The sequence below is a fragment of the Flavobacterium foetidum genome (genome assembly GCF_004634245.1).
GTDB lineage: Bacteria > Bacteroidota > Bacteroidia > Flavobacteriales > Flavobacteriaceae > Flavobacterium > Flavobacterium foetidum.
On the sequence record NZ_SJTF01000003.1, the window covers coordinates 290,492 to 313,791 of the forward strand.

A 23,300-nucleotide genomic window follows, 5' to 3' on the forward strand; every position below is an offset into this window, starting at 1 on the left:
CAATTAAAACAATAAAAATCATGAAAAAAGCAATCTTACTTACAATTTTAATGGCTGTATTTGCAAGCTGTAGCGACTCTGACACTTTTGAGGACATAGAAAATCCGCCTACTTCGCCAACAAATCCAACAAATCCGACTAACCCGACAAATCCGACTAACCCGACAACATCTGTCACTTACAATAAAGATGTAAAATCTATTATCGATGCTAATTGTGTAAGCTGCCACTCCAGCGGAAGATCTGCGGCTTTTAGACCGCTGACCACTTTTGCACAGGTAAAAGCGGCAGTCGAAAGTGCTGGTTTATTAAACCGAATTCAATTGCAAAACGGACAGCAGGGACTTATGCCTCAAGGTGGAAGAATGTCTCAGGCTAACATTGACCTGATTGTAAAATGGAATACAGACGGACTAAAGGAAAATTAAACAATTATGAAAAAGTCATTCATTAATCTCTTTGCATTGCTACTGATCATGTTTTTTAATTCACAAGCATTTGCACAAAAACTAATTACAAAAACAGGAAATATAAAGTTTCAGGCGTCTATGCCTTCATACGAAGAAGTTGCTGCCGAAAACAAATCAGTTTCGGCAATTCTTGATCAGACAACGGGAGATTTTGCAGGCCTGGTCCTGATAAAGGGTTTTCGATTTAAAGTTGCGCTGATGGAAGAGCACTTTAATGAAAATTACATGGAATCTGAAAAATTTCCAAAAGCCACTTTCAAAGGCAAAATAGAAGATTTTGATATTTCTAAAATCACAAACTCTCCCAAGAATTTCACATTAAAGGGAGACCTTACTGTTCATGGAAAAACAAAACCTATTTCTGTGATTGTGAAAATTTCTAAAGTCCAAAACGGAGTTAATGCAGTTGGCTCATTCGAAGTTAAACCAGAAGATTTTGATATCGAAATACCAAGTCTTGTCAGAAAAAAAATTGCAGAAAAAATAAAAGTTAGTTACAATTTTTTATTAATCAAATAATCTTTTTTAAGGATAGAATACATTCAGATTACGCAATCATCTCAATATATTCTCTTTGGATCTGAATGATTAATAACATGACTAATCTGGAGGCCGGTAAACTGTATTATACCGGTCTTCTTTTTTAACCTTAAACCAAATTAAAATGATCTACAAAAATTACGTTGTTACTGGAGAGGATGTAAATGATTATATGGTTATGGAAAATGCTGCATATGCATCCTACACCCTTCGATTGTTGTATCATTTTTTGTTTTATAACGGGTTTTCAAAAGAGAGGCTCAATTATATGCATTTAAGTTTGCAGGAAGGAAATCATGAATTAGTTTCTCATAAAGATTTGATGTTTACCGAACATTTTTTAGTTGAACTGAAACATTGTACTATAGATGATAAAATAAACCTAAAAAGTTATTTTTTTAACTCCAAAAACGAGTGCTGTGCCGAAGTTACAAAAGAAGTAAAATGGTTTGACCCAATCAGCAAAGAAGTTATTAAAACTCCACAACTCATTCTCAGACATTTCTATCCTAAAATTTAATGGTTAAATCATTAGCTAAAGTTGTGCGCTTCGTTTTTTCTTAAAACTCGTACCAAATTAAAATACTGCTTACTGGAGTAAAGCGCAAAAAAGAGCGCCAAAAGATGCTAATACCTTGGTCGGTAAACCATAAATATTGCCTGTATGTATAGCATAATTGCTATTTCTCCATTGTGCGCCAAGTGTATCTTTAGCGTAAAATAAATCCGTTGGGTGAAATTGAGTAAAAATAACTTCATTTAAGAATTAAAATCTAATTAGATCTGCTAAAATCTGCGTGAATTTCTTTTGTTTATAAATTTTTCACGCAGATTCATACAGATTAAAGCAGATTTAGACAGATTTATATCTAAGCTGATTTAATAGAATTGAAAAAAATAATTTCACCCAACGGGTTAAATGATGCTATTTTTAATTTGTTTATTGCTTTCAGATATCTTTATTTTTAAGAATGCATTTTTAATTTCGAAACATCTTTTTGCAACATAACGATAACCTTTTTTAATTTAAAGGCTCAAAAAAGATTAAATAAACATACGAGCAACTGAACAACTCTGCGCAATCACTATTCGGACTTTATTTTTATTTTCCCCTTCTGAAGCCCCTTGCCCGTAACTTCCAATTGGATTTCGCCAGCATTTTTAATAGATTTAACCAACACTACCAATTTCCCACTGAAAAGCTTCATTTTATTGTCATGGAATATTTCCAATGATGTTGCATCTCCATTACACGCTGCTCTATAAGTTCCGGCTCCAGTAACTTTAAATTCCAGTTCGTCGACAGCCGTTGGACATGGAATTCCGTTTTTGTCTACCACCGAAACTGTAACAAAAGAAATATCATCTCCGTCAGCTTTGATTGTTTTACGATCCGCTTCTAGCACAATTTTATAAGGATCTCCAGCGGTTTTAATTTCATTTTCTGCCGCTATTTTCCCATTTGAATCAAATGCTACGACTTTTACGGTTCCAGGTTCATATTTTACATCGTTCCACATCAATCTGTAACGGTTCTGTGGCGTCGAATTGTTTTTCTTTTGAACACCCATACTTTTTCCATTTACAAAAAGCTCGGCGCTGTCATAATTGGTATAAACAAAAACTGGAGCAATTTCTCCCTCTCTTCCTTTCCAGTTCCAATGCGGGAGTATATGAAGCGTTTTCTCTTTTGTATTCCATCTGCTTCTGTAAAGATAAAAACGGTCTTTAGGAAGTCCTGCCAAATCTGAAATCCCGAAATAAGAACTTCTTGAAGGCCATTTTTCGTCATATGGCGTTGGTTCTCCTAAATAGTCAAAACCAGTCCAAACAAACTCTCCAATAACCCAAGGTTTGTCATCCTGAAGCACAAAATCCTCATCAGGAACATTGGACCAGCTGCAAGCTTCTAAATCATATGAAGAGCTTTGAAAATCATCGTATTCTTTATTTTTTGCCTGTACAACAGGAAACTTATAAATTCCCCTTGAACTCACTGTTGAAGCCGTTTCAGAACCTAATATAAGTCCTTGCGGAAATGTTTTATACGCTTCTTCGTAAAGATGTACTCTATAATTTAATCCCGGAATATCGAGCAAAGCTCCAAAACCAGATTCCATAGTGGCTTTTACCTGATCCATACCAACGGTCACAGGCCTTGTAGGATCTTCACGGTGAAAAATGTCCTGCAACCATCTCGCGCGTTTTACTCCTTCAGCGCCCCATTGATCCGGAACTTCATTTCCTGAACTCCACATTACAATACAAGGATGATTGCGTGTAGCTCTCACTAAATTTACAATGTCTTTTTCGGCATATTCTTGAAAAAAGCGATGATATCCGTTTTGTACTTTTGGCTTTGCCCACTCATCAAAACTTTCTGCCAGAAACATGAATCCCATTTCGTCGGCCAGTTCCAACTGTTCAAAAGAAGGCATGTTATGAGAACTTCTAATCGCGTTACATCCCATATCTTTTAGAATCGTAAGCTGTCTTCTAAGCGCTGCTTTATTTATAGCCGCACCAAGAGGTCCTAAATCATGATGAAGACAAACTCCTTTAAATTTCGTTACTTTACCATTAAGGCTGAACCCTTTATTAGCTTCATATTTAATAAAACGGATACCGAATTTTATATTTTGTTCGTCTTTTAAAGTTCCATCTGCAGCATATAATTTGGTTGTCGCTGTATACAAATAAGGTGTTTCAGGACTCCACAAATGAGGTTTTGCGACCACTATTATTTGATGGATTGTTTGATCTTTCGTTTCTCCGCCTTTTTGTGTCGCTACAACATTATTGTCGGCATCTTTTATTTGCGTAATCATCGACATGTTACTGCCTTGAAATGCAGCTTTAATATCGACAACAGCATGATCGTCTTTCATTTCAGGAGTTGTAATAAAAGTTCCCCATTGTTTAAAACTATCTTCTTCTTTTATTACAATACTAACATTTCTATATAGTCCGGCTCCAGGGTACCATCTTGACGAAAAAGGCAAATTAGTCAATTTAACAGCCAATAGATTTTCCGCATCTGCTTTTAAATCATTCGTAATATCGATATAAAAATAGCTGTAGCCATAACCCCATTCTCCTATCTTTTTTCCGTTTAAGTAAACTTGTGGTTCACTCATAGCACCTTCAAAAATAAGAAGTGCTTTTTTTCCTTTTTTAAACTGCGGAATAGAGAATGTGTTACGGTACCACCCCGTTCCAATATGTGGTAATGATCCGGTACGACCTGTTTTTTCTGTTGGAATTTTTTCTCCGTTTTGTTCAATTGCCGAAACCTGTTTGTCCCATTCTTTGTCAAAAGGTCCGTAAATAGCCCAGTCATGAGGTACGCAGACTTTTTCCCATTTAGAAGTATTAAAATCTACAGAAAAAGCGTCTTCTTTAACTTCTTTAGAAAAACGCCAATTGTCTTTTAAAACAACTGTGGTAGATTGTGACATCATTTTTCCAGATGAAAAAAACAGCAAACTGGAGCATAATATTGACCTAATAATTAATTTCATTTTCTTTTTACTTTTTTTCACCATTAAGGTAATAAAGCTTTGCCGCTGCTTTGTCATTAATAATTAAGAAAATTAAGTTATGCTTAATTTTCTTGACAAATCTTGACTTAATTAACTTCACTCCTTAATGGTAAATTTAATATTTAATTTTTGAAAGCATCCAATGCAGGCGAAGGTTTTCCGTCAGGAAGCCAAGCATTAAGCTGATAACCGCTCCAGCTTTTTTCGCCTTGCGGTTCCCAATAAATAACGCCTAAACCTTTATTATTAGGTACACTTTTTACGGCTTTTATAGTTGCCTCAAGCAGTTCTTTTGTGTTTTGTACTGCTTCGAAATCACCACCGACTTCTACAACCATAACTTCTTTGTTGTAACGCGAAGCCATATCTTTTAGATTATTTTCTAAATCTAAAATGGTGCTTTGGTAATCGGTTTTGATCCAATATGGATAATAGGATAAACCAATTACATCATATTTGACCTTGTTTTCGGTTGCTTTATCAAAAAACCATCTGAATTTTTCACTTTTATTCCCTTCGTCCAGATGCACTATCACTTTAATTTTTGGGTCAATCGCTTTTGTGGCTTCATACCCTTTATTGAGCAATTGCGCCAACTGACCAAAATTATCTGTGCTGCCTTCCGGCCAAAGCATACCGCCTGGAATTTCATTTCCGACTTGAACCCATTCTGGAGTTACTCCTGCTTTTTTTAACAGTTTCAAAACGTCATAAGTATGCTGGTAAACATCTGTCAATAATTCTGGAAAAGAATGTTTTGCCCATGCTGCAGGTTTGTTTTGTTTGCCTGGATCCGCCCACGAATCGCTGTAATGAAAATTGATCATAATGCGCATTCCCATTTTTTGTGCTCTAACCGCCATCACAACGGTTTCTTCGGGACTGCAGTGTCCGCTGGCTTTATCATCATTCGGATTTACCCAAACTCGAAGCCTGATGGTATTTATGCCGCGGTCTTTTAATAATTGCAGACAGTCTTTTTGAGAACCGTCTGCATCATAAAATTTATAACCGGTTGCTTCCATCTGTGGTAACCAGCCTACATCTGCTCCTTTTGAAAAGGAATTTTTTTCGCTAATCATTTTTGGTTTACACGAAGTAAAAGCAACACCAATTAGCATTAAAAAAGAAATAGTTTTTAGCGTTTTTTTCATGATTTAGTCTTTACTGAAAGCTTGCATTACAGATAAGGCATTGTTATCAAAACTATATAAAGCTTGATTTTCAAATGTAGAACCACTTGTAGATTGCGGTCCTTTAAATGCAACCCATTCACCGCCCCAATACGCAAAGCCTTGTCCATATTGCGATGTTTTTACTATGTTTTTAATATCCATAACAAAAGTTCTTTGTCCAGCAGGAGTGGCAGGATATCCTGGCACCAGCTGATCACTTGTTCCTACAATATTATTAGTCTGATCATTATGCAGTAAAGTAAAAGGATAAGCCGTTTCTGCAATCAGAACTTTTTTACTGAATTTCTTTCCTAAAGCATCAATAGTATTTTTTACTTCATTTAAATCCTTACCATGCCAAACAGGATAATATGATAATCCGATATAATCGTAGTCAATACTTTTCATTTTGGTAAAAAACCAATCTGTACCGCCGCCATTTACACCAGCATAATGAATCATTATTTTTGTGTTGGGCGCTTTACTGCGAACTACTTCACTTGCAGCAGTTAATATTTCGATACATTGTTTTTCGTTACTGATAAGATTTCCTTGTGGCCATAATAATCCGCTGTTGATTTCATTTCCGATCTGTATAATATCCGGATTTATTTCGGTAATAATTGTCGATGTATAAGACGTAACAGCCGATTTTAAATCGGTAAAATTTAGATTTTTCCATTCTTCTGGAGTGGTCTGAACACCTGGATCTGCCCAATCATCAGAATAATGAACCGTAAGCCATACTCTTAAACCCGCTTGTCTTGCTTTTTGAGCCAATTGTTTTACTTCGCTCAAACCAGAGCGTCCATTTACAGGTTTTTTCCATAAACGAATTCGGACCGTATTACAACCTGCATTTTTTAGCGTGGTAAGCATCCCTTCGGCTTTTCCGTTATTGTAAAATTTAGTTCCCAGAGATTCCATTTGTGGCAGAAAAGAAACATCTGATGCCCGGATAAAAGTATCACTTGCATCTGGCGGATTAACCGGTTCTGTGTCTGCATTATCATTATTGGAGCATGAAAATTGAATTGCAGTTATAGCAAGTACTCCAAGAATCTTTATATATTTTTTCATGATAGAAGTTATAAATAGTGAAATTTTGAATTTAAAATAAGTTCTTTTACTATAAAAAAGAAGCTGACCGAAATGCATTAGGCAATCTATTATGTTTTTATATCTGTATATTTTAATGAGCTCCAGAGGAGCGAAATATTTATAGAAATTGAATTGTTATCGATAGCAAAGCTCCAGCGGAGCGACATTTTTTCTACACAAACTATATATTTCGCTCCTCTGGAGCTCTTTTACATAGACATAAATGAATTTCTATAAATATTTCACTTCTCCGAAGCGTTTTTTCTTGTCCAATCCTTTTTCGGACAACCTCTCTTATTTTTTAATTCAATTATGGCGTTGAAATAAACATATAACGGCCATCTAAGTCATTGAACCAGATTTCGTATTTTCCGGCTTCAACAATAATATCTCCGCCATTGTCTCCCCAGCTTACGTCCCAACTATTGTTGGCTCTGAATTTCATTTTTCCAGCTTTCAAGGTTTGAGTAACTTTCCAGATATGACCATCAAATGCTGATTTTACTAAAGCAACATCTTGGCTCCAGCCCGTATCATCGCCTGTTAATACCGATCCCGTCAGCGTAATTGTTGCATAGGTTGTCATTGGTCCTGTGTACGGCGTAATTTTGTATGTCAATTCTTCAAGATTAACTTCAAAGCTGTAATAGCCGGAAGCAGCAGTCGGGAAAACACCTGGATCCGTATCTGCTTCTGTAGCTCTGTATTGCACTTTAGCACCATTTGTTCCGTACAACGGAGCCCAGAATCCAATTTGTTCTATTAATTTAAACCCATCTTTGTTAAAAAATCCTGTATAATAGTGTTTTGCATTCTCTTTTGGATCTCTATAAATCGGCATATTGTTGCTTGTTACGCTCCATCCTGCTGCAGTTCCGGGTCCCACAAGAAACAAATCGACTTTAGGGAATACACCTCTATACGGAGTTAAATTGATTGTAATTGGCGTAGAAAGTTTTGGCTCAGAAAGTGTTGTACCAACAGTAGATTTAATTCTCACATCAATTGTGCCTTCTACGCCAGGCGTAAGTCCAAGTGCAAGCGCTCTTGTGTTAAGCTCAGCAACCGAAATAGAAGCGTGCGTAGAAGTTGAAGAAGTGATGTCTACCGGCGCCGCAAACTCGGTATTGCTAGCCGCGAACTGTACAGTGTAAGTCACAATGGTTGGTGTGCCGTAGCTTACCTTTTCCCAAGTAAAAGTCAAAGCCGTATTGTTGGGCGTTTCCTTATTTAGAATAGTTGAGGAGCCACCTTCTGGAGTTATCAAAGCAAAAGCAGCTTCTTGAGGTTCTAGAATCATTAAATTTTCTTCGTTTTCACAAGACCAAAATCCTGTAAGTAAAACAACAGCTATAAAAAATTTATATATAAGTTTCATTTTGTGTATCGTTTAAGTTAAAAAAGTTTTAGTAACCTGTGTTTTGCGTCAAATTTCTGTTGGCTCCCAATGAACCCTCCGGAATAGGAAAAACGCTCATATGAGAAGCAATCGCAATTCCTTTTGAAGAATTTCCTTTCCATGCCCAATTGTAAGAACCGCCAGTATATTTTCCAAAACGAATCAAATCTTGCCTTCTGTGCGCTTCCCAGTGCAATTCTCGAGCTCTTTCATCAATAAGAAAATCAAGCGTCAGCTCACTTAAAGTAATGTTCCCAACAGTCGAATTATTATTCGCTCTTTGTCTTAAAGCATTTACATAATTTAATGCTTGAGTAGTTGTTCCGTTTCCACCTCTCAAAGTGGCTTCTGCATACATTAAATACACATCGGCCAATCTGAATAATGGAAAATCGGTATCCGCATACGTAGAACTTATTCCGTTTACTCCTGTAGAAGTTTTATTAGAAAATTTCGACAAAATATAACCTTGTGTTTTTACACCAATATCGTCAATATCAATAGACCTTTGTTTTGCTGGATCTCCCGGCACGCCTTTACCTATTGTATTTCTAGTGTCTTGACTGAATTTTGCACCATCAAATTTTTGAGCAAATTCTTTTCTGATTCTCAGCGCTCCTGTCCAGCCGCCAATTCCAAAATCGGCACCATTGTTTTCCCAAGCACCAATTTGTCCGTTTGTCAACACAGTTGTGGCTCCCCAGTTTTGTGAAACTGCTCCGTCTGACTGGATTCCGAATATGATTTCTTCAGAAGTATTATTGTCTGCTTTAAAATTGTCCAAATATTTTGGTTTCAAAGTATAGCCGCTTGCTATGATTTCGTTGCACATGGTAATACAATCATTAAAACGATTGGCCTGAATGTAAACTTGTGCATTCAAATACATTTTAGCCAAAATCATGCGCGCCATAGATTGGTCTACTCTTCCGTATTCGTTTGTTCTGGCAGCTTTCAAATCGGGCAATACCGCTTTTAATTCAGTTTCGATGAAATCGAATAATTGTTTTCTGTTTACTTCTGGTCCTGTAAAATTTAGAGGATCGTTCTCGGTATACATTGGCGCTTTTCCAAATAAATCCATCATCATATAATAAGCATAGGCTCTTAAAACACGAACCTCTTGACGATAAAGTGCTATATCGGCCAAAGTAGCTGCATTTGTAATGCCTCTTGCGCTTAATTTGTCTGGTGTGCTTTGGCGTAGAAACTCATTTGCATAAGCCACAGAAACCATAGTTCTGCTAAACATTCCTAAAATAACCGGATTTGCTGGTGTCCAGATATTGCGCTGTAATTCTGCCGTTCCTCCATCATTTTCATAACTCCAAACCAGTTCGTCTGTCGTTAATTCCTGCATGTACAACAAACATCTTGTAAATTGGCTCGTTCCTGCATCGACACCTTCAAGCGAAGAATCGTTTGGGCCGATAACCCCAGTCAAAGTCAGATTGCCGTAAACGCCAGCAAATGCTTTTTTATATCCATCTGGAGTAGAAAACAATACATCAGAAGAAAGTACATCGTCGTCTTTGGAGACAACATTTAGATCATCTGTACAGGACTGAAACATAACAGACAATGCCACTATGGTTATTACTATATATTTTTTCATGATTTTGTTGTTAAAATTTAAGATTAAGACCAAACAATACTGATCGTTGTCTTGGATAAATCGTTTTGTCGACACCATTATTTGTGATTTCAGGATCTAAACCACTATATTTTGTAATCACAAAAACGTTCTGAACTCCCGTTGATACTCGTAATGATGCTTTGCTGTTTAGCCAGTTTGATAAAGTATATCCCAACGTAATGTTGTCTAATTTTAAAAATGAAGCATTTTCAATATAAAGATCTGATAATACTACATTTGAAGTAGTCTGAAAATTGGTTTCCAATACCTGAGACGGAATATTACTTAAAACACCTCCATTTTCCATAGCATCATATTGTGCTCTGCTGGCATCTACAGCATTAAAAATTCGGTTACCAATACTTGCACGTAAATTGAATGAAAAATCAAACTTTTTGTAATTCATATTCGATGCAAACCCAAGTGTAAAATCTGGATCTGGATTATTGTAAATGTATTTATCTGAATCGTTTTTGATATTATCGCCATTTAAATCAGCAAACGCGCCGTCAATTGGTTTCCCTTCGTTGTTGTATAATTGTTTGTATACATAGAAAGAATATGGCGTGTAGCCTTCTCTAAAAATTTGTCCCGGAGTTCCTGTTCCTGCAATATTATCTCCTAAAAAGATATCGGTTCCGTTCACTAGATTTTTGATTCTTCTTTCGAATTTGGCGATATTAAAGTTCATATTCCAGTTAAAATTTTCTGTTCTAACTGCATTCGCGTTAAGCGTAAACTCAACCCCTTTTGTGGTAAAACTTCCAACATTTTGATAAACACGGTTAGAGAAATTACTACCATCAGATATTGCTGCGTTTACTAATAAATCTTTAGATTCTTTATAATAAACATCAAGACCTGCAGATAAACGATTGTCTAAAAATCCAAAATCAAGACCTGCATTGTATGAAGTGGTTTCTTCCCATTTTAGATTATTTGTTCTTTTTGAAGGAAGCGCAACCGGAACTGGACTATCTCCAAAATAATATTGAGCATTTCCGCCTCCAACTTGGTATTTCTGCAAGTATCCGTTTGGTTCAGGAATATCCTGCTGTCCTGTTATACCATAACTCAATCTTAATTTTAAATCTGATAATGTGGTGCTGTTTTTAAAAAAATCTTCTTTGATTTTCCATGCAAAAGCCACAGAAGGAAAATTTCCCCAACGGTTTGCTTCTTCAAATCTAGATGAACCGTCTCTTCTGTAAGACAGCGTTAATAAATATTTATCTCTAAAATTCAAGTTTGTTCTAGCAAAAAATCCTAGCAAAACAACATCGGTATCCAAAGTAGTTTCAGGAAATGTAGATGGTAAATCGGGATTTAAAATATTACCCGTTTCAAATTTTGAGCTTTGAAATTTTTGGTAGGAATAACCTCCCGTCATTTCAAAATTCAAAGAATTAAACGTTTTATTATACACTAAATAAGTATCTAATAATTTATTTCTTCTAGTTTGTTCGGTATATTCATTTGTTCCGTACGGAATGTTGTTGTTTGATGGCGCAGAACCTGCATCGGCACCAACCAATCTTCTTCGTTCTCCATTCGATTCATCGAAACCTACATTTACAACAGCTCTTAAAGCAGGCAAAAAGTGGAATTTATAATCGATTTCAAAATTTCCAAAAATTCTGTCGTTCGTTCCCCTGTCATTGGTATTCAGTAATTGCGAAACAGGGTTTCTGGCAACGGTGGCTACTAACGGATAATTTCCGTTGGCATCTACACCTGTCGTATATTCAAAATATCCTCCGTAAGGAGCGCCTTCGACTTTGATTGGCTGTGTTGGGTCAAAGCCAATAGCAGATCCTTCAACAGCATCCGTAAATCGGTTAATCTCGTTTGTATAATTCGCCGAAAGTCTCATTTTTAAATGATTGTCCAAAAACGTCGGATTCATTACTAAACCAACGGTGTTTCTTTTAAAATTATTCGTCAAACGTAATCCCTGCTGATCGGTATTTCCAAGCGTTAAACTGGTTGGAATGATATTGAATAAATTTCCTCTGATAGCCAAACTCTGATCTACTGTTCCCGTATTTCTATAAATTGCTTTTTGCCAGTCTGTATTTGCAGTTCCTAGTTTATCCAAATCATCGCTTCTTCTGTCTGCAATTACACTTCTAAATTCGTCAGCACTAAAAACATCAACGGTTTTAGTCAACGAACCCGCGGCATACTGCACATTGTAATCTACAGATAATGTTTTACTCCCTTTTTTAGTGGTAATAATAATTACACCGTTTGCCGCACGCGAACCGTATATGGCTGAAGCCGATGCATCTTTTAAAACCGTAATCGATTCAACAGTTGCTGGATTCAATGAGGCTAAAAAAGAAGAAGAACCAGTATTGGTAGCATTATCAAGAGGCAATCCGTCTATCACAATAAGTGGATCATTACTGGCAAAAAGCGAACTTCCGCCTCGAATTCTAATTTGAGAGCTAGAACCTGGAGCGCCTGTTGAATTTATTGTTAAACCCGCTACTCTTCCGTTAAGCAGATTTTCTGTTGTAATATTATTTCCTTTATTGAAATCTTTTGTAGAAAGCGCCGTGACAGACCCTGTGGCATCTTTCTTTTTTACGCTTCCGTATCCTACCTGCACAACTACTTCTTTCAGCTGATTGGTATCTTCTTCTAAATATACAGTAATGCTCTTCTGCCCGCCGACCTTCATAGTCTGATTGACATAACCGGTGAAGGAAAATGTAATCTGGCTATCTGTTTTTAGGCCAGATAACTGAAATTTTCCATCAAAGTCAGTAGAAGTGCTAATGTTTGCTCCTAGTACTTTAACATTTGCTCCTGGTATGGGCTGATTGGAACCCTTCTCCAAGACGACACCGCTGATTGTGTTCTGAGCAAAAACACAAAAGGGAAGCAAGAGCCATAAAAGTAAAAATTTGGTTTTAATTCTTTTCATACTTTTTGAATTGGTTTGGTTTAAGTTAGTTTTTGTTAATTCTGTTTAGGTCAAAAAAAAGATGCACGGAATAAACCTAAAGAAACAATGATAAGTTTTTACACTTATTGCTTCTTAGAATTATAAACTGTTTTCTTTTTAAAAATAAGCTTAATCTTTTCTTTAGAATGAGGACAGGTTTCCTCTGTAAAATTTAATTGGAGTGCTGGTCATTTTTTAAATTATTATTTGGTTAAGATAATTAGCTAGGTGTTTTGATTGGCTCACTTTACACAAAAAAATAAAACATTATTATTCAATCGTTATAGTAATCAACTCACATTGCAAATTAAGGCTACGTTGGGTTTTCAAGACAGGGAAAAATTCATTTATAAAAGGGGACAATTTCGTAAAATCACAAATAGAGCAGATTGCAAAAACATATTCTTCATTTTTTTAATCCAAAAAAAATGACAAAATGAATAATTCAACACTAAAAAAACATATTTAACAATCTATTACATCTGGCCGATTCTGCTCTTTTGAAGAAAAAATATCGAAGCAGGTCGCCGCAATCAATCTAAAAAACGAATAGTACTTTTTAAACATTATACAATAAATTATTATTTTCGCAAGGTAGACCAATCTCGCATATCCATATAAAAAACTGATTCAGCTTTCAGACCACACTCCTTCTATTTTCGTATAATTATAGAGCAGTAAGCTTAAAAAAATTCTATGAATAAGTTAGCCTTCTTTATTATTAATCTTGTTTCTATAGTTGTATTGGGGCAGAACTATCCAATAAGGCATCTTGATATCTCCTCAGGACTTTCGAACAATTCTGTTGCGTCAATCTATCAAGATCAAAATGGATATATGTGGTTTGGAACTTTTGACGGACTTAATAGATATGACGGAAACGATTTTAAGATTTACCGCCATATCCATACTGATCCAAATTCTATTCAAGGAAACGCTATAAGCTGCATCGAAGGCGACTATCAAAACAATTTGTGGATAGGAACAACAGCTGGACCCGTTATTTTTAATGCAGAACGCTCTTCTTTTAGTCCGTTGAAATATATTGGAATTGATAAAAAAGTCAAACCTTTACAAATTACTGCCTACGAAATCATTGCAGTACACTCTGAAAATATCATTCTGGTTGCAACAAAAGAAGCAATTGTACTTTATAAAGAAGGCGAGAAGACTGGAACAGCAATACCATTTAATGGGAAACTAAATTACATAGCCCGTTCTATCGCTTACAATGCCAAGAAAAAAATCTTTTATGTTTTTATAACTGGAACAGGTCTTTGCCAGTATGATATTAAATCAAAAAAACTAACACTTCTAAACAATAGTATTACAGGTGCAAATTGCATAAAACTCACTAATGAAGGACTTTGGATTGGCTCAGATGAAGGTGCCTATTTGTATAATGCAAGCCTGAATACGTATTCTAAAAACTACTTTCAGGAAAAAACAGTAGTCCGTGATTTTTTTCAGCAAGACAACAGACTTTGGATTGCTACAGATGGAGCTGGTCTTTACACTATTACAAAAAATCAGTCTACTCCTATTTCATATCAGGCAAATGGTCCAATTTCCTTATTGAAAAGCAAATCGCTGTATGATATTTTTGAAAGCAAAAACGGAGAAATGTGGTTCGGAACACTGCGTGGTGGTGTCAGTATGATGGGAAAAAAACCGCTCTATTTTAATCATTACAAAAGCAAAAATCCACAAACGAATAAGGAAGACGAAGATCCTGCAGCAAACTTCATGCTTTCGTTCTGTGAAGATGAAAAGAAAAACATTTGGATTGGTACAGATGGCGCTGGAATGCGATACTGGAACAGAAAACAAAATACCTACGATGTTTACTCTACCACATCATCATCTAACAGAAAACTTCAAAGCAATTTTGTGACCAGTATCGTTAGAGATTCTGACAATGCTATCTGGGTGGCGATGTGGAAAGGCGGTGTATGTCGTATCGACCCAAAATCAAAAGCAATTCAAAATTATTCCATTTACAATCAATATACTAAAAAAGCGGAACAAGAATCATGGTTGCTCTTTTTAGATTCAAAAAAAACACTTTGGCTTGCCGTAACTAATGCAGGCGCATTTTATCAATTTGACAGAAAACAGAATAAATTTAGCTGCTATAGTAATACTTTGCGCGATGTAACTTGTCTGTACGAAACCAAAGACGGCAAAATATGGGGTGGTACATTCAATTCTTTTTTTGAGATAGATTCCAAAACAAAAAAAATTAAAAACTTCCATTCTGATTACAATGTTAGATGCATAACCGAAGATAAAAACAATAATCTTTGGATTGGTACTGTAGAAGGAGGTCTGCTTTTATTCGATAGAAAAACAGGAAAGACCAAAAAATACACCACTCAAAACGGCCTTCCAAGTAATACCATATTACGTCTTTTAGAAGATAATGAAGGAAATTTATGGATGAGTACGTATCATGGAATCTCAAGATTTAACCCAAAGAATAATACTTTCAGAAATTTCGGAACCACCGACGGACTTCAAGGCAATCAATTCAGCTGGAATTCGGGAACAAAACTTTCTACAGGAGAATTCATTTTTGGAGGTATAAATGGATTTAATGTTTTTCATCCGGACAACATAAAAGACAAAAAAAATACAGGCCGATTTTTATTAAATGATTTGCTGGTAAACAATGAATCTTTACCATTGAACAGTCCTTACATCACTGAAAAAAATCTGGAAATGATTAGCAGTGTCGAGCTTCCTTATGAAAAATCGGCATTGAGTTTTGATTTTGTTTATCTGGATTATGTTAATTCTGAAAAAATCAATACCGCTTATTTTCTCGACGGCTGGGATAAAACCTGGAATTATGCTTCAAAAAATAACCGAGCAAATTATTCCCGACTAACTGAAGGAACTTATGTTTTTAAAGTAAAAACAACCGATGTGTTTGGAAATTGGACCAATGAAGTAACATTGGCAACAGTAACCATCCTTCCGCCTTGGTACAGAACTTGGTGGGCTTATACCTTTTATTTAATAGGTATAATTGGCGCTATCTACGCTTATGTCGGCTATCACAAAAACAAGGAAAGACTTCGCTACGAAATAAAACTGGCGCGAATGGAACATACCAAAGACAAAGAACATGCTGAGAAACAATTTTCTATGTTCACGTATATGGCTCATGAATTGCGCACTCCTTTGTCTTTGATTATAAATCCGCTTAAAAGTGCAATGGAAAGAAAAAACCGCACTGAAGATGATTTAGATTTAAATCTTGCCTACAAAAATGCGAAGCGATTATTGAGTCTGACAGATCAATTACTGCTGTTTCGAAAAGCAGAAACTGATCTTGACGAACTCAAAATTTCCAAGATTAACCTAAATCTGCTTTGTAAAGAAATTTACGAGAGCTTTACACAAATGGCGGCGGGTAAAAATCTAAACTATCAATTTATTGAAAATGAAACAGCAGTTGAAATCTATGGAGATTACGAAAAAATAGAAATTACACTGTTCAATTTAATCTCAAATGCTTTTAAATTCACTCCTAATAAAGGATCAATCACACTTGAAGTAATCGAGAATAGTGCTGACGTTTCGATAGTTATATCGGATACTGGAAGCGGCATCGCTGAAAATGATATTGAAACTATTTTTGAAAAATTCAAGCAAATTAAGTCTAAATCCACCAATGGTTTTGGAATCGGACTTTACATCGCGAAATATTTTGTCAACAAACATCATGGGGAAATTATCTGTAAAAGTAAGGTAGGAGAAGGCACTTCATTCATCATCACGCTACCAAAAGGAAACAGCCATTTTGCATCAATGAACATCAACGAAAATCACCCGCACATGTCGCCGCTTGTGGGAGAACTTCTTGAAGGAATGCCCGCCGCACATCAAAATACTTATGAAAAAAGTACGCCATTATCTTATCCTGAGAATCTTCAGGAAGAATTAATCAGCACGAAAAAAACGCTATTGGTTGTTGAAGACAATCCCGAAATGAATCATTATCTGGTACAGCTTTTCTCTAAAAACTATGTTGTTTACGCTGCAGCTAATGGTATTGAAGGATTAAAACTGGTAGAAAAACATATTCCAGACATTGTGCTGAGCGACATTTCGATGGAAGGGATGAATGGATTGGATTTGTGCAAAAAAATCAAACAAAACGATGAATTGAGCCACATCCCTGTTATACTGCTTACCGCTACGACCAGCAATGACATTCATTTACAAAGCATAACAGAAGGCGCCGACGATTATGTGACCAAACCTTTTGACAGCGATATACTTTTAGCGCGAGTAGATTCCGTTCTTAGAAACCGAGGGCAATTGCGCAAGTATTTCTTAGACAGCATTACGCTTCGTGAAAACGCAAATAAAGTTCCAACCGAATACAAAGAATTTCTGGATAAATGTATCGAAATTGTTGAAGCCAATCTTGAAAACAGCGAATTCAATTTAAAGAGTTTCTCTGCCGCAATGGGAATGAGTCATTCTAGCCTTTACAAGAAAATCAAAGCAATTTCGGGCCAGACCGTAAATGTTTTTATCCGATCAATCAGAATCCGCAGGGCTGCTGTAATCATGCTTACCGAAAATGTGAATATTGCCCAAGTCGGACCTCAGGTCGGAATAGAAGACCAGCGCTATTTCCGTCAGCAGTTCATAAAATTGTTTGGAATGAAACCTTCTGAATATATCAAAAAGTATAGAAATTCTTTTAATAGGGAATTAAACATCATTCAGAAAAAGGAAATCTAATGAATTGCATGAAAACTACATCGCATTTCATACAGTAGCAAAAAAGCAGCACTACATAAAAGTAGTTTGTGGCATTTTTTTGAATCCTCTTTCTCCGCGAAAATCTGTGCATCAGCTTTGTTAAGGCTCTTTTTTTATTATCATAAATTTATTTAATAAATAGTAGCGAAAAGTTTTTTACAATAAAAAAAACATTCTATATTTGCACCCGCAATCAGGCAATGATAGCGACATACTGGAGAAATGGCAGAGCGGTCGAATGCGGCAGTCTTGAAAACTGTTGACTGTAACAGGTCCGGGGGTTCGAATCCCTCTTTCTCCGCTGGAAGCTAAAAAAGAGACTTTTCAAAGTTTACAAAAAAGGCTAAAATTCACGGAAAACCCTGCAGATCAAACGATTTGCAGGGTTTCTTCTTTTATACCGCTTTTCAATATTTTCAAAAACAGACAAAATCTTCGTGGCGCATTCGTGGCGCAGGCTAAGATTTTTAAAGTGTGCCACAAGATTTTATCTTAAGTCCCGATATCAAAGGGGTTAAGCACGTTTACATCTTGTTTAAATAAGGTTATAATTCTACATTTACTAATCTAATAAATTGAATTATGCTAGAGAACAGCTTTGGGTTAATTTTCTTCTTGAAAGTTCCCCGACATGAGAGTAAAATTAGAACCGTTTATTTCAGAATCACCGTTGACGGCATTCCTAAAGAAGCATCTACAAGACGACAATGGGATCTGGAGCGATGGAACCAGAAAACTGAAAGAGCAGTCGGCACAAAAGAAGACGCAAAGTCACTTAATTTTTTTCTGGACTCGCTCACCTCAAAAATCCACGATATCAAAACAGAGATACTCTACAGCGGAAAACCAATAACTTCCCAGAAAATCATGGACTACGTGATGGGAAGAATAACACCGAGAGTAAAAGTGCTTGAAGAATTTCAGAAACATAATGATGAACTGAAAGCTCTTATAGGCAATGGCTACACCGGTGCAACGCTGGAGAGGTTTAACATAACCAAAAACCACGTGTCCAATTTTATAAAATTCAAGTATAATTCGGATGATTTAGAATTTGCCGATCTAGATCTTGAATTTGTAAAAGATTTTGAATTTTACCTGCGGTCCGCACGTAAGTGCAGCAATAATACAACCCTTAAGTACATTGCCAACTTCAAAAAAATTGTGATACGTGCACTTGATAAGGAAATTATAGAAAAAGACCCTTTTAAAAGCTTTAAAGGCAAAAAAACTAAAATTGTCAAAAAGCCTATCTCTGCAAAAGAATTAGCTGAATTGGAAGCCCATCAGTTTTCAATAGAAAGACTCAGTATAGTACGCGACATTTTTGTATTCCAATGCTATACAGGACTTGCATACATTGATGCCTACCAGCTCACAAGTGCTGATGTAAAAGACGGAGTGGATGGAAAACCCTGGATTATCTCTGAACGGCAGAAAACTAATTCAACTGCAAAGATTCCGCTACTGCCTCATGCTGCCAGAATTCTTGAAAAATACAAAGATCATCCTCTGTGTATTAAAAGAGGGACTCTCCTGCCTGTTTATTCCAATCAGAAAATGAATGGCTACCTTAAAGAAATTGCCGTATTATGCGGTTTTCCTTTCCCTCTTAACACGCATATGGCACGCCGTACATTTGGAAGCACGGTAACCCTGAACAATAATGTCCCAATTAACGTAGTCAAAGAACTGCTTGGGCACTCCTCTGTTAAGCAGACAGAAGCTTATGCCATAACAGAGCAGACAACTATAGGAAGAGAAATGTCTATACTAAATCAAAAACTCAATCCGCATACAAATGAGATTTCCAAAAAAGATTTAACCACGCTTGAGAAGCTTGAAAAAGAAATTCAATTAATTAAAAATAAATATAAAAATGCAGCCCTTTGACACAAAATGAGGTCTAACCAACATACGGATTTGTAAGAACAATTAACTTATAAATCATCCAAATATTAGCACCTTTAAAATGTTAAAAAGATACCTCATGGGTTCGAGTACTGCTCTCCCCACAAAATGGGTAAAAGAAGCCGAAACGAAAGTTTTTCAATCTTTTCAAAAACCCATAAAAAACGTGGTAAAGCCTGCAAATCTAATGATTCGCAGGCTTTTTTCATTTCATCCTGCTTTTCATATTTTTTAAAACTGCCCAAAATCTCTATGGCAGAATCGTGGCACTTTCATGTGTCGGGAAAATGTGCCACAGAATTTGAAACAATCCCTTACAAACAAAGGGGTTAACGAGGTTAACGACTTGTTTTTTTGACGCTATAATTCTACATTTATTAATCTAAAAAGCTGAATTATGTTAGAAAACAGTTTTGGGTTGGTTTTCTTTTTGAAAATACCCCGCAAAGAGAGTAAAATTAGAACGGTTTATTTCAGGATAACCGTAGACGGCATTCCAAAAGAAGCATCGACAAAGAGAAAATGGGACATTACGCGATGGGACCAAAAGGGAGAACGAGCAGTCGGCTCTAAAGAAGATGCAAAGTCTTTAAACTTCTTCCTAGATTCATTGACAATAAAAATCAATGAAATCAAAACTGAAATGTTGTACAGCGGAAAATCAATAACTGCTGAAAAAATCATGGATCAAATTCTTGGAAGAACTGCACCAAAGATCAAAGTGATGGAAGAATTCCAAAAGCATAACGATGAAATGCAGGCGCTTCTTGGAAAAGGTTATGCAAAAGGCACTCTTGACAGATTTACAATCACTAAAAACCATTTGACAGCTTTCATTAAATTCAAGTTTAAAAAAGAAGATGTTGAATTTTCGGATTTGAATCTTGAGTTTGTCAAGGACTTTGAGTTTTATCTCAGAACAGTGCGCGACTGCAGCAATAACACAACGCTTAAGTACATTGCAAATTTCAAAAAGATTGTAATCCGCGCGATTGATAAGGAATTAATCTCCAAGGATCCTTTTAAGAACTTTAAGGGGCGAAAAACAAAACTGGTGAAGAAACCGCTTACCACCCAGGAACTGTATGAACTGGAAAGGCATTATTTTACCACTGACAGGCTCAATGTTGTCAGGGACGTGTTTGTATTCCAATGCTACACTGGACTTGCTTACATAGATGCTTACCAGTTAAAAAAAACTGATATCAAGGAAGGCATTGACGGAAATCTTTGGATTATGTCAGAAAGACAGAAAACAAATTCAACGACCAATGTACCGCTTCTGCCTCAGGCACTTAAAATCATTAATAAATATAAAGAACATAAACTCTGCATTCAGCGCGGAACTGTCCTGCCTGTTTCTTCCAACCAAAAGATGAATGAATATCTGAAAGAGATAGCAATTTTGTGCGGTTTGATTCTGTCGCATCTGGCATGTAAATTCGAAAGAAATCAGAAACCCGGAAATTATGCAGCCAATTTACAAAATGATTTGAACATGCTTATTCCTGGCTTAAGCATCTGATTTTTTCTCAACATATGTACAACTTCTATTCCACTTAATGTTCGTCTGGCCGATTCAAAACTTTTAAAACCCAGACCGTTCTGTATCCGCCATTTTATAAAACGATGATCCTGCTCAACAATATTGTTCAGATACTTACACTGCCTAATCTTTATATTCGAAAATGATCGTTTGTTGTAAACCCTTATTGCGCTGGTGTTAGAGCCACTTTTGTCTATATTTATTACCGTTGGCCGGCAATTATTCTTTATCGCTTTTATTAAAAATGACTGTGCGCTCATTCTCTGTCTTCTTCTGGTCAAAAGAAAATCCACCGTATTACCACATTTATCAACAGCCCGATATAAATAACACCAAATACCTTTAACTTTTATGTAGGTTTCATCCATTCTCCAGCTCACTCCCACTCTGTTCTTTCGCTTTTTCATCTGAGATTCAATCATTGGGCTAAATTTAAACACTCAACGTTGAATCGTAGCATGATCAACTTGTATTCCACGCATTTTCATTATTTCCTCAACATCCCTGTAACTCAATGTAAATCGCAATTTGAAATAGACTGCCTGCAAAATAATGGCTTTGGGATAACAATGACCTTTGGTATTCATTTAATATTGTTTGAAGCTCGAAAGATAATAAGTTTCAAATAGATGCGACAAAGCCAATTTTTTAGCCCTTCACTTTTTCAGGAATATATCGAGAAAGAAATTGAACTCCGAGTTTTTTACATAATGGGCAAATGCTACTCAATGGCAATATTTTCACAAAGCAATCCACAAACCCGATTAGATTTTAGAGCATACGACTGGGATAATCCTAATAGATTCATTCCGTACCAACTTCCTGAACATATCGAAGCAAAAATAGAGATGCTCATGAAAAACCTAAACCTAAATACTGGCTCAATCGATTTAATTAAATCCTCCACAAACGGTGATTATTATTTTTTAGAGGTTAATCCATCTGGGCAATTTGGAATGACTGCCTTTCCTTGTAATTTTCCACTTCATAAGATAGTCGCTGAAAATTTAATTTTGCTTAACAATGAAAAATAAACTAAAAATAAGTTTGCCAGTCATTGCAGAACCAGCTAAAGAAAATCTTATCTTGACAGAAGGTCCTGGAAACTATTACAGATATGCTGAATCGAGGTTTTACCAAAGTTCAAAGATTATTTGCAGTGAATTTCATAAACCCATTTATCTAAAAAAATCCAATGATAAATAAAAAATTCAAACTATTTTCAAACTGTCTAACTGTAAAGGGAATAAATCGAGGAATAATAATTGACTTTCAGAGAGAAAATTATTTTGTAGTACCCAATCAAGTCATTGATTTTATAAGCGAGTATTCCGAAAAAAATGTATACGAGCTGTTCAAAGATTTTCAGAACGACAAGCCGATCCTAAAAAAATATATCCGTTTTTTTATTGAAAATGAATTAATCATTGTCAGTGATGATATAAGAAGGTTCCCGGCAATAAGCAATCATTTTGAGCGTCCATACAGTATTGACACAATAACTTTGGATCTAAATCTTAGCACCTCAATTTTAAAAGATTTCCTAGAACAAAGAATTGATAATTTGGGTGTATCTAGCTTAAAATTAATCTCTGGGGATTTCAATTTACAGAAATTGGCAGAAGTACTTAAAATTATTGACAAATCTAGAATTAAGTCTGTTGTCTTATATATAAAGCACAATAACGTATCAGAAAATGAGTTAGTGAAACTTAAAGATAAGTTTTCCAGAATAGCTGAAATTATTTTTTATGAAGCTGAAAAAGGAAATGATTCTAGAGAAAGTAATTTTATTTACGAGAGGAATTCTTTGGCAGAAATACTGGCTATGAAAATCAGTGATCAAGATGATTTTTTATTGAACATCGCAAATTTTAATGAATCATTAAAATACAGTTCCGCCTACAACAGAACAGTCTTTATTGATGATCTTGGAAATGTGCGGCGATACGTTGAAGATGAGTCAATTTTCGGCAATGTGGCTAAGGATGATTTAAGGGAAGTTGTCCTTAACAGCGAAATAATAAGTTTTTGGGAAATTAATAAGGATAAAATAAAGATTTGCAGAGACTGTGAATTCAGATATATCTGCCCAGATGGAAGTATCCCTTTCAAAATCGACGAAGAAAAATATTATTCTTCTTCAAATAGCTGCAACTACAGTCCATATACTAATAAATGGAATGCCATGCAATAGGATCTTAGCGGTAAAGGGAAAACTTCAAAATAATTTCAAGGCACATAA

Annotated in this window: 15 protein-coding genes, 1 tRNA gene and 1 pseudogene; 10 read left to right on the forward strand and 7 right to left on the reverse strand. The window is 35.8% G+C overall.

The window, feature by feature from the left end:
• Nucleotides 1-20: 20 nt before the first annotated feature.
• The 3 genes from E0W73_RS05995 (at nt 21) to E0W73_RS06005 (ending at nt 1,530) form a co-directional block, all read left to right on the forward strand.
• Nucleotides 21-428 (forward strand): c-type cytochrome, encoded by a 408-nt coding sequence (locus tag E0W73_RS05995; RefSeq protein WP_135221181.1) that lies wholly within the window; start codon nt 21-23, stop codon nt 426-428.
• A gap of 6 nt (nt 429-434) precedes the next feature.
• Complete coding sequence (locus E0W73_RS06000) at nt 435-989, forward strand: YceI family protein (protein ID WP_135221182.1); 555 nt, start codon at nt 435-437, stop codon at nt 987-989.
• A gap of 145 nt (nt 990-1,134) precedes the next feature.
• Nucleotides 1,135-1,530, forward strand: coding sequence for a hypothetical protein (locus E0W73_RS06005; protein WP_135221183.1), 396 nt, complete (start codon nt 1,135-1,137; stop codon nt 1,528-1,530).
• Between the two features lie 565 nt (nt 1,531-2,095).
• On the opposite strand, the gene E0W73_RS06010 is transcribed toward E0W73_RS06005, so the two are convergent.
• From E0W73_RS06010 to E0W73_RS06035, 6 genes are all read right to left on the reverse strand, one after another.
• Nucleotides 2,096-4,531: a DUF4982 domain-containing protein gene (locus E0W73_RS06010; protein ID WP_135221184.1), complete on the reverse strand. Its 2,436-nt coding sequence runs from the start codon at nt 4,529-4,531 to the stop codon at nt 2,096-2,098.
• 143 nt (nt 4,532-4,674) lie between these two features.
• Nucleotides 4,675-5,634 (reverse strand): glycoside hydrolase family 53 protein, encoded by a 960-nt coding sequence (locus E0W73_RS06015; protein WP_244248440.1) that lies wholly within the window; start codon nt 5,632-5,634, stop codon nt 4,675-4,677.
• 75 nt (nt 5,635-5,709) lie between these two features.
• The gene (locus E0W73_RS06020; RefSeq protein ID WP_244248441.1) at nt 5,710-6,807 is read right to left on the reverse strand and encodes a glycoside hydrolase family 53 protein; all 1,098 of its coding nucleotides are present in this window, start codon (nt 6,805-6,807) and stop codon (nt 5,710-5,712) included.
• A gap of 331 nt (nt 6,808-7,138) precedes the next feature.
• Complete coding sequence (locus tag E0W73_RS06025; RefSeq protein ID WP_135221185.1) at nt 7,139-8,206, reverse strand: SusE domain-containing protein; 1,068 nt, start codon at nt 8,204-8,206, stop codon at nt 7,139-7,141.
• A gap of 28 nt (nt 8,207-8,234) precedes the next feature.
• On the reverse strand, nt 8,235-9,842 hold the full coding sequence (locus tag E0W73_RS06030) for a RagB/SusD family nutrient uptake outer membrane protein (RefSeq protein ID WP_135221186.1): 1,608 nt from the start codon (nt 9,840-9,842) through the stop codon (nt 8,235-8,237).
• Between the two features lie 10 nt (nt 9,843-9,852).
• Entirely contained in the window at nt 9,853-12,795 is a 2,943-nt protein-coding gene (locus tag E0W73_RS06035) for a SusC/RagA family TonB-linked outer membrane protein (RefSeq protein ID WP_135221187.1), read from the reverse strand.
• Between the two features lie 717 nt (nt 12,796-13,512).
• Here E0W73_RS06035 and E0W73_RS06040 point away from each other — a divergent pair.
• From E0W73_RS06040 to E0W73_RS06055, 4 genes are all read left to right on the forward strand, one after another.
• A complete protein-coding gene (locus tag E0W73_RS06040) occupies nt 13,513-17,577 on the forward strand; it encodes a hybrid sensor histidine kinase/response regulator transcription factor (protein ID WP_135221188.1) in 4,065 nt (1,354 codons plus the stop codon).
• 237 nt (nt 17,578-17,814) lie between these two features.
• Nucleotides 17,815-17,899 (forward strand) — tRNA-Ser (locus E0W73_RS06045).
• Between the two features lie 281 nt (nt 17,900-18,180).
• On the forward strand, nt 18,181-19,491 hold the full coding sequence (locus E0W73_RS06050; protein ID WP_135221189.1) for a site-specific integrase: 1,311 nt from the start codon (nt 18,181-18,183) through the stop codon (nt 19,489-19,491).
• Nucleotides 19,492-19,906: 415 nt separating this feature from the next.
• Nucleotides 19,907-21,034 (forward strand): site-specific integrase, encoded by a 1,128-nt coding sequence (locus E0W73_RS06055; RefSeq protein WP_135221190.1) that lies wholly within the window; start codon nt 19,907-19,909, stop codon nt 21,032-21,034.
• On the opposite strand, the pseudogene E0W73_RS06060 reads toward E0W73_RS06055, so the two are convergent.
• A pseudogene (locus E0W73_RS06060) lies at nt 20,977-21,642 on the reverse strand (IS6 family transposase). The gene E0W73_RS06055 and the pseudogene E0W73_RS06060 overlap by 58 nt on opposite strands.
• A gap of 141 nt (nt 21,643-21,783) precedes the next feature.
• Between E0W73_RS06060 and E0W73_RS06065 the strand changes: the two are divergent.
• From E0W73_RS06065 to gwsS, 3 genes are read left to right on the forward strand one after another with little or no spacing between them, the layout of a single operon-like run.
• On the forward strand, nt 21,784-22,089 hold the full coding sequence (locus E0W73_RS06065) for an ATP-grasp domain-containing protein (protein WP_135221191.1): 306 nt from the start codon (nt 21,784-21,786) through the stop codon (nt 22,087-22,089).
• Nucleotides 22,079-22,261 (forward strand): hypothetical protein, encoded by a 183-nt coding sequence (locus E0W73_RS06070; protein ID WP_135221192.1) that lies wholly within the window; start codon nt 22,079-22,081, stop codon nt 22,259-22,261. Before E0W73_RS06065 ends, E0W73_RS06070 begins: the two co-directional genes overlap by 11 nt.
• Nucleotides 22,251-23,252, forward strand: a complete 1,002-nt coding sequence (gene gwsS, locus E0W73_RS06075) for a grasp-with-spasm system SPASM domain peptide maturase (RefSeq protein WP_135221193.1) — start codon at nt 22,251-22,253, stop codon at nt 23,250-23,252. The genes E0W73_RS06070 and gwsS overlap by 11 nt, the downstream gene beginning before the upstream one ends.
• Nucleotides 23,253-23,300: the final 48 nt, after the last annotated feature.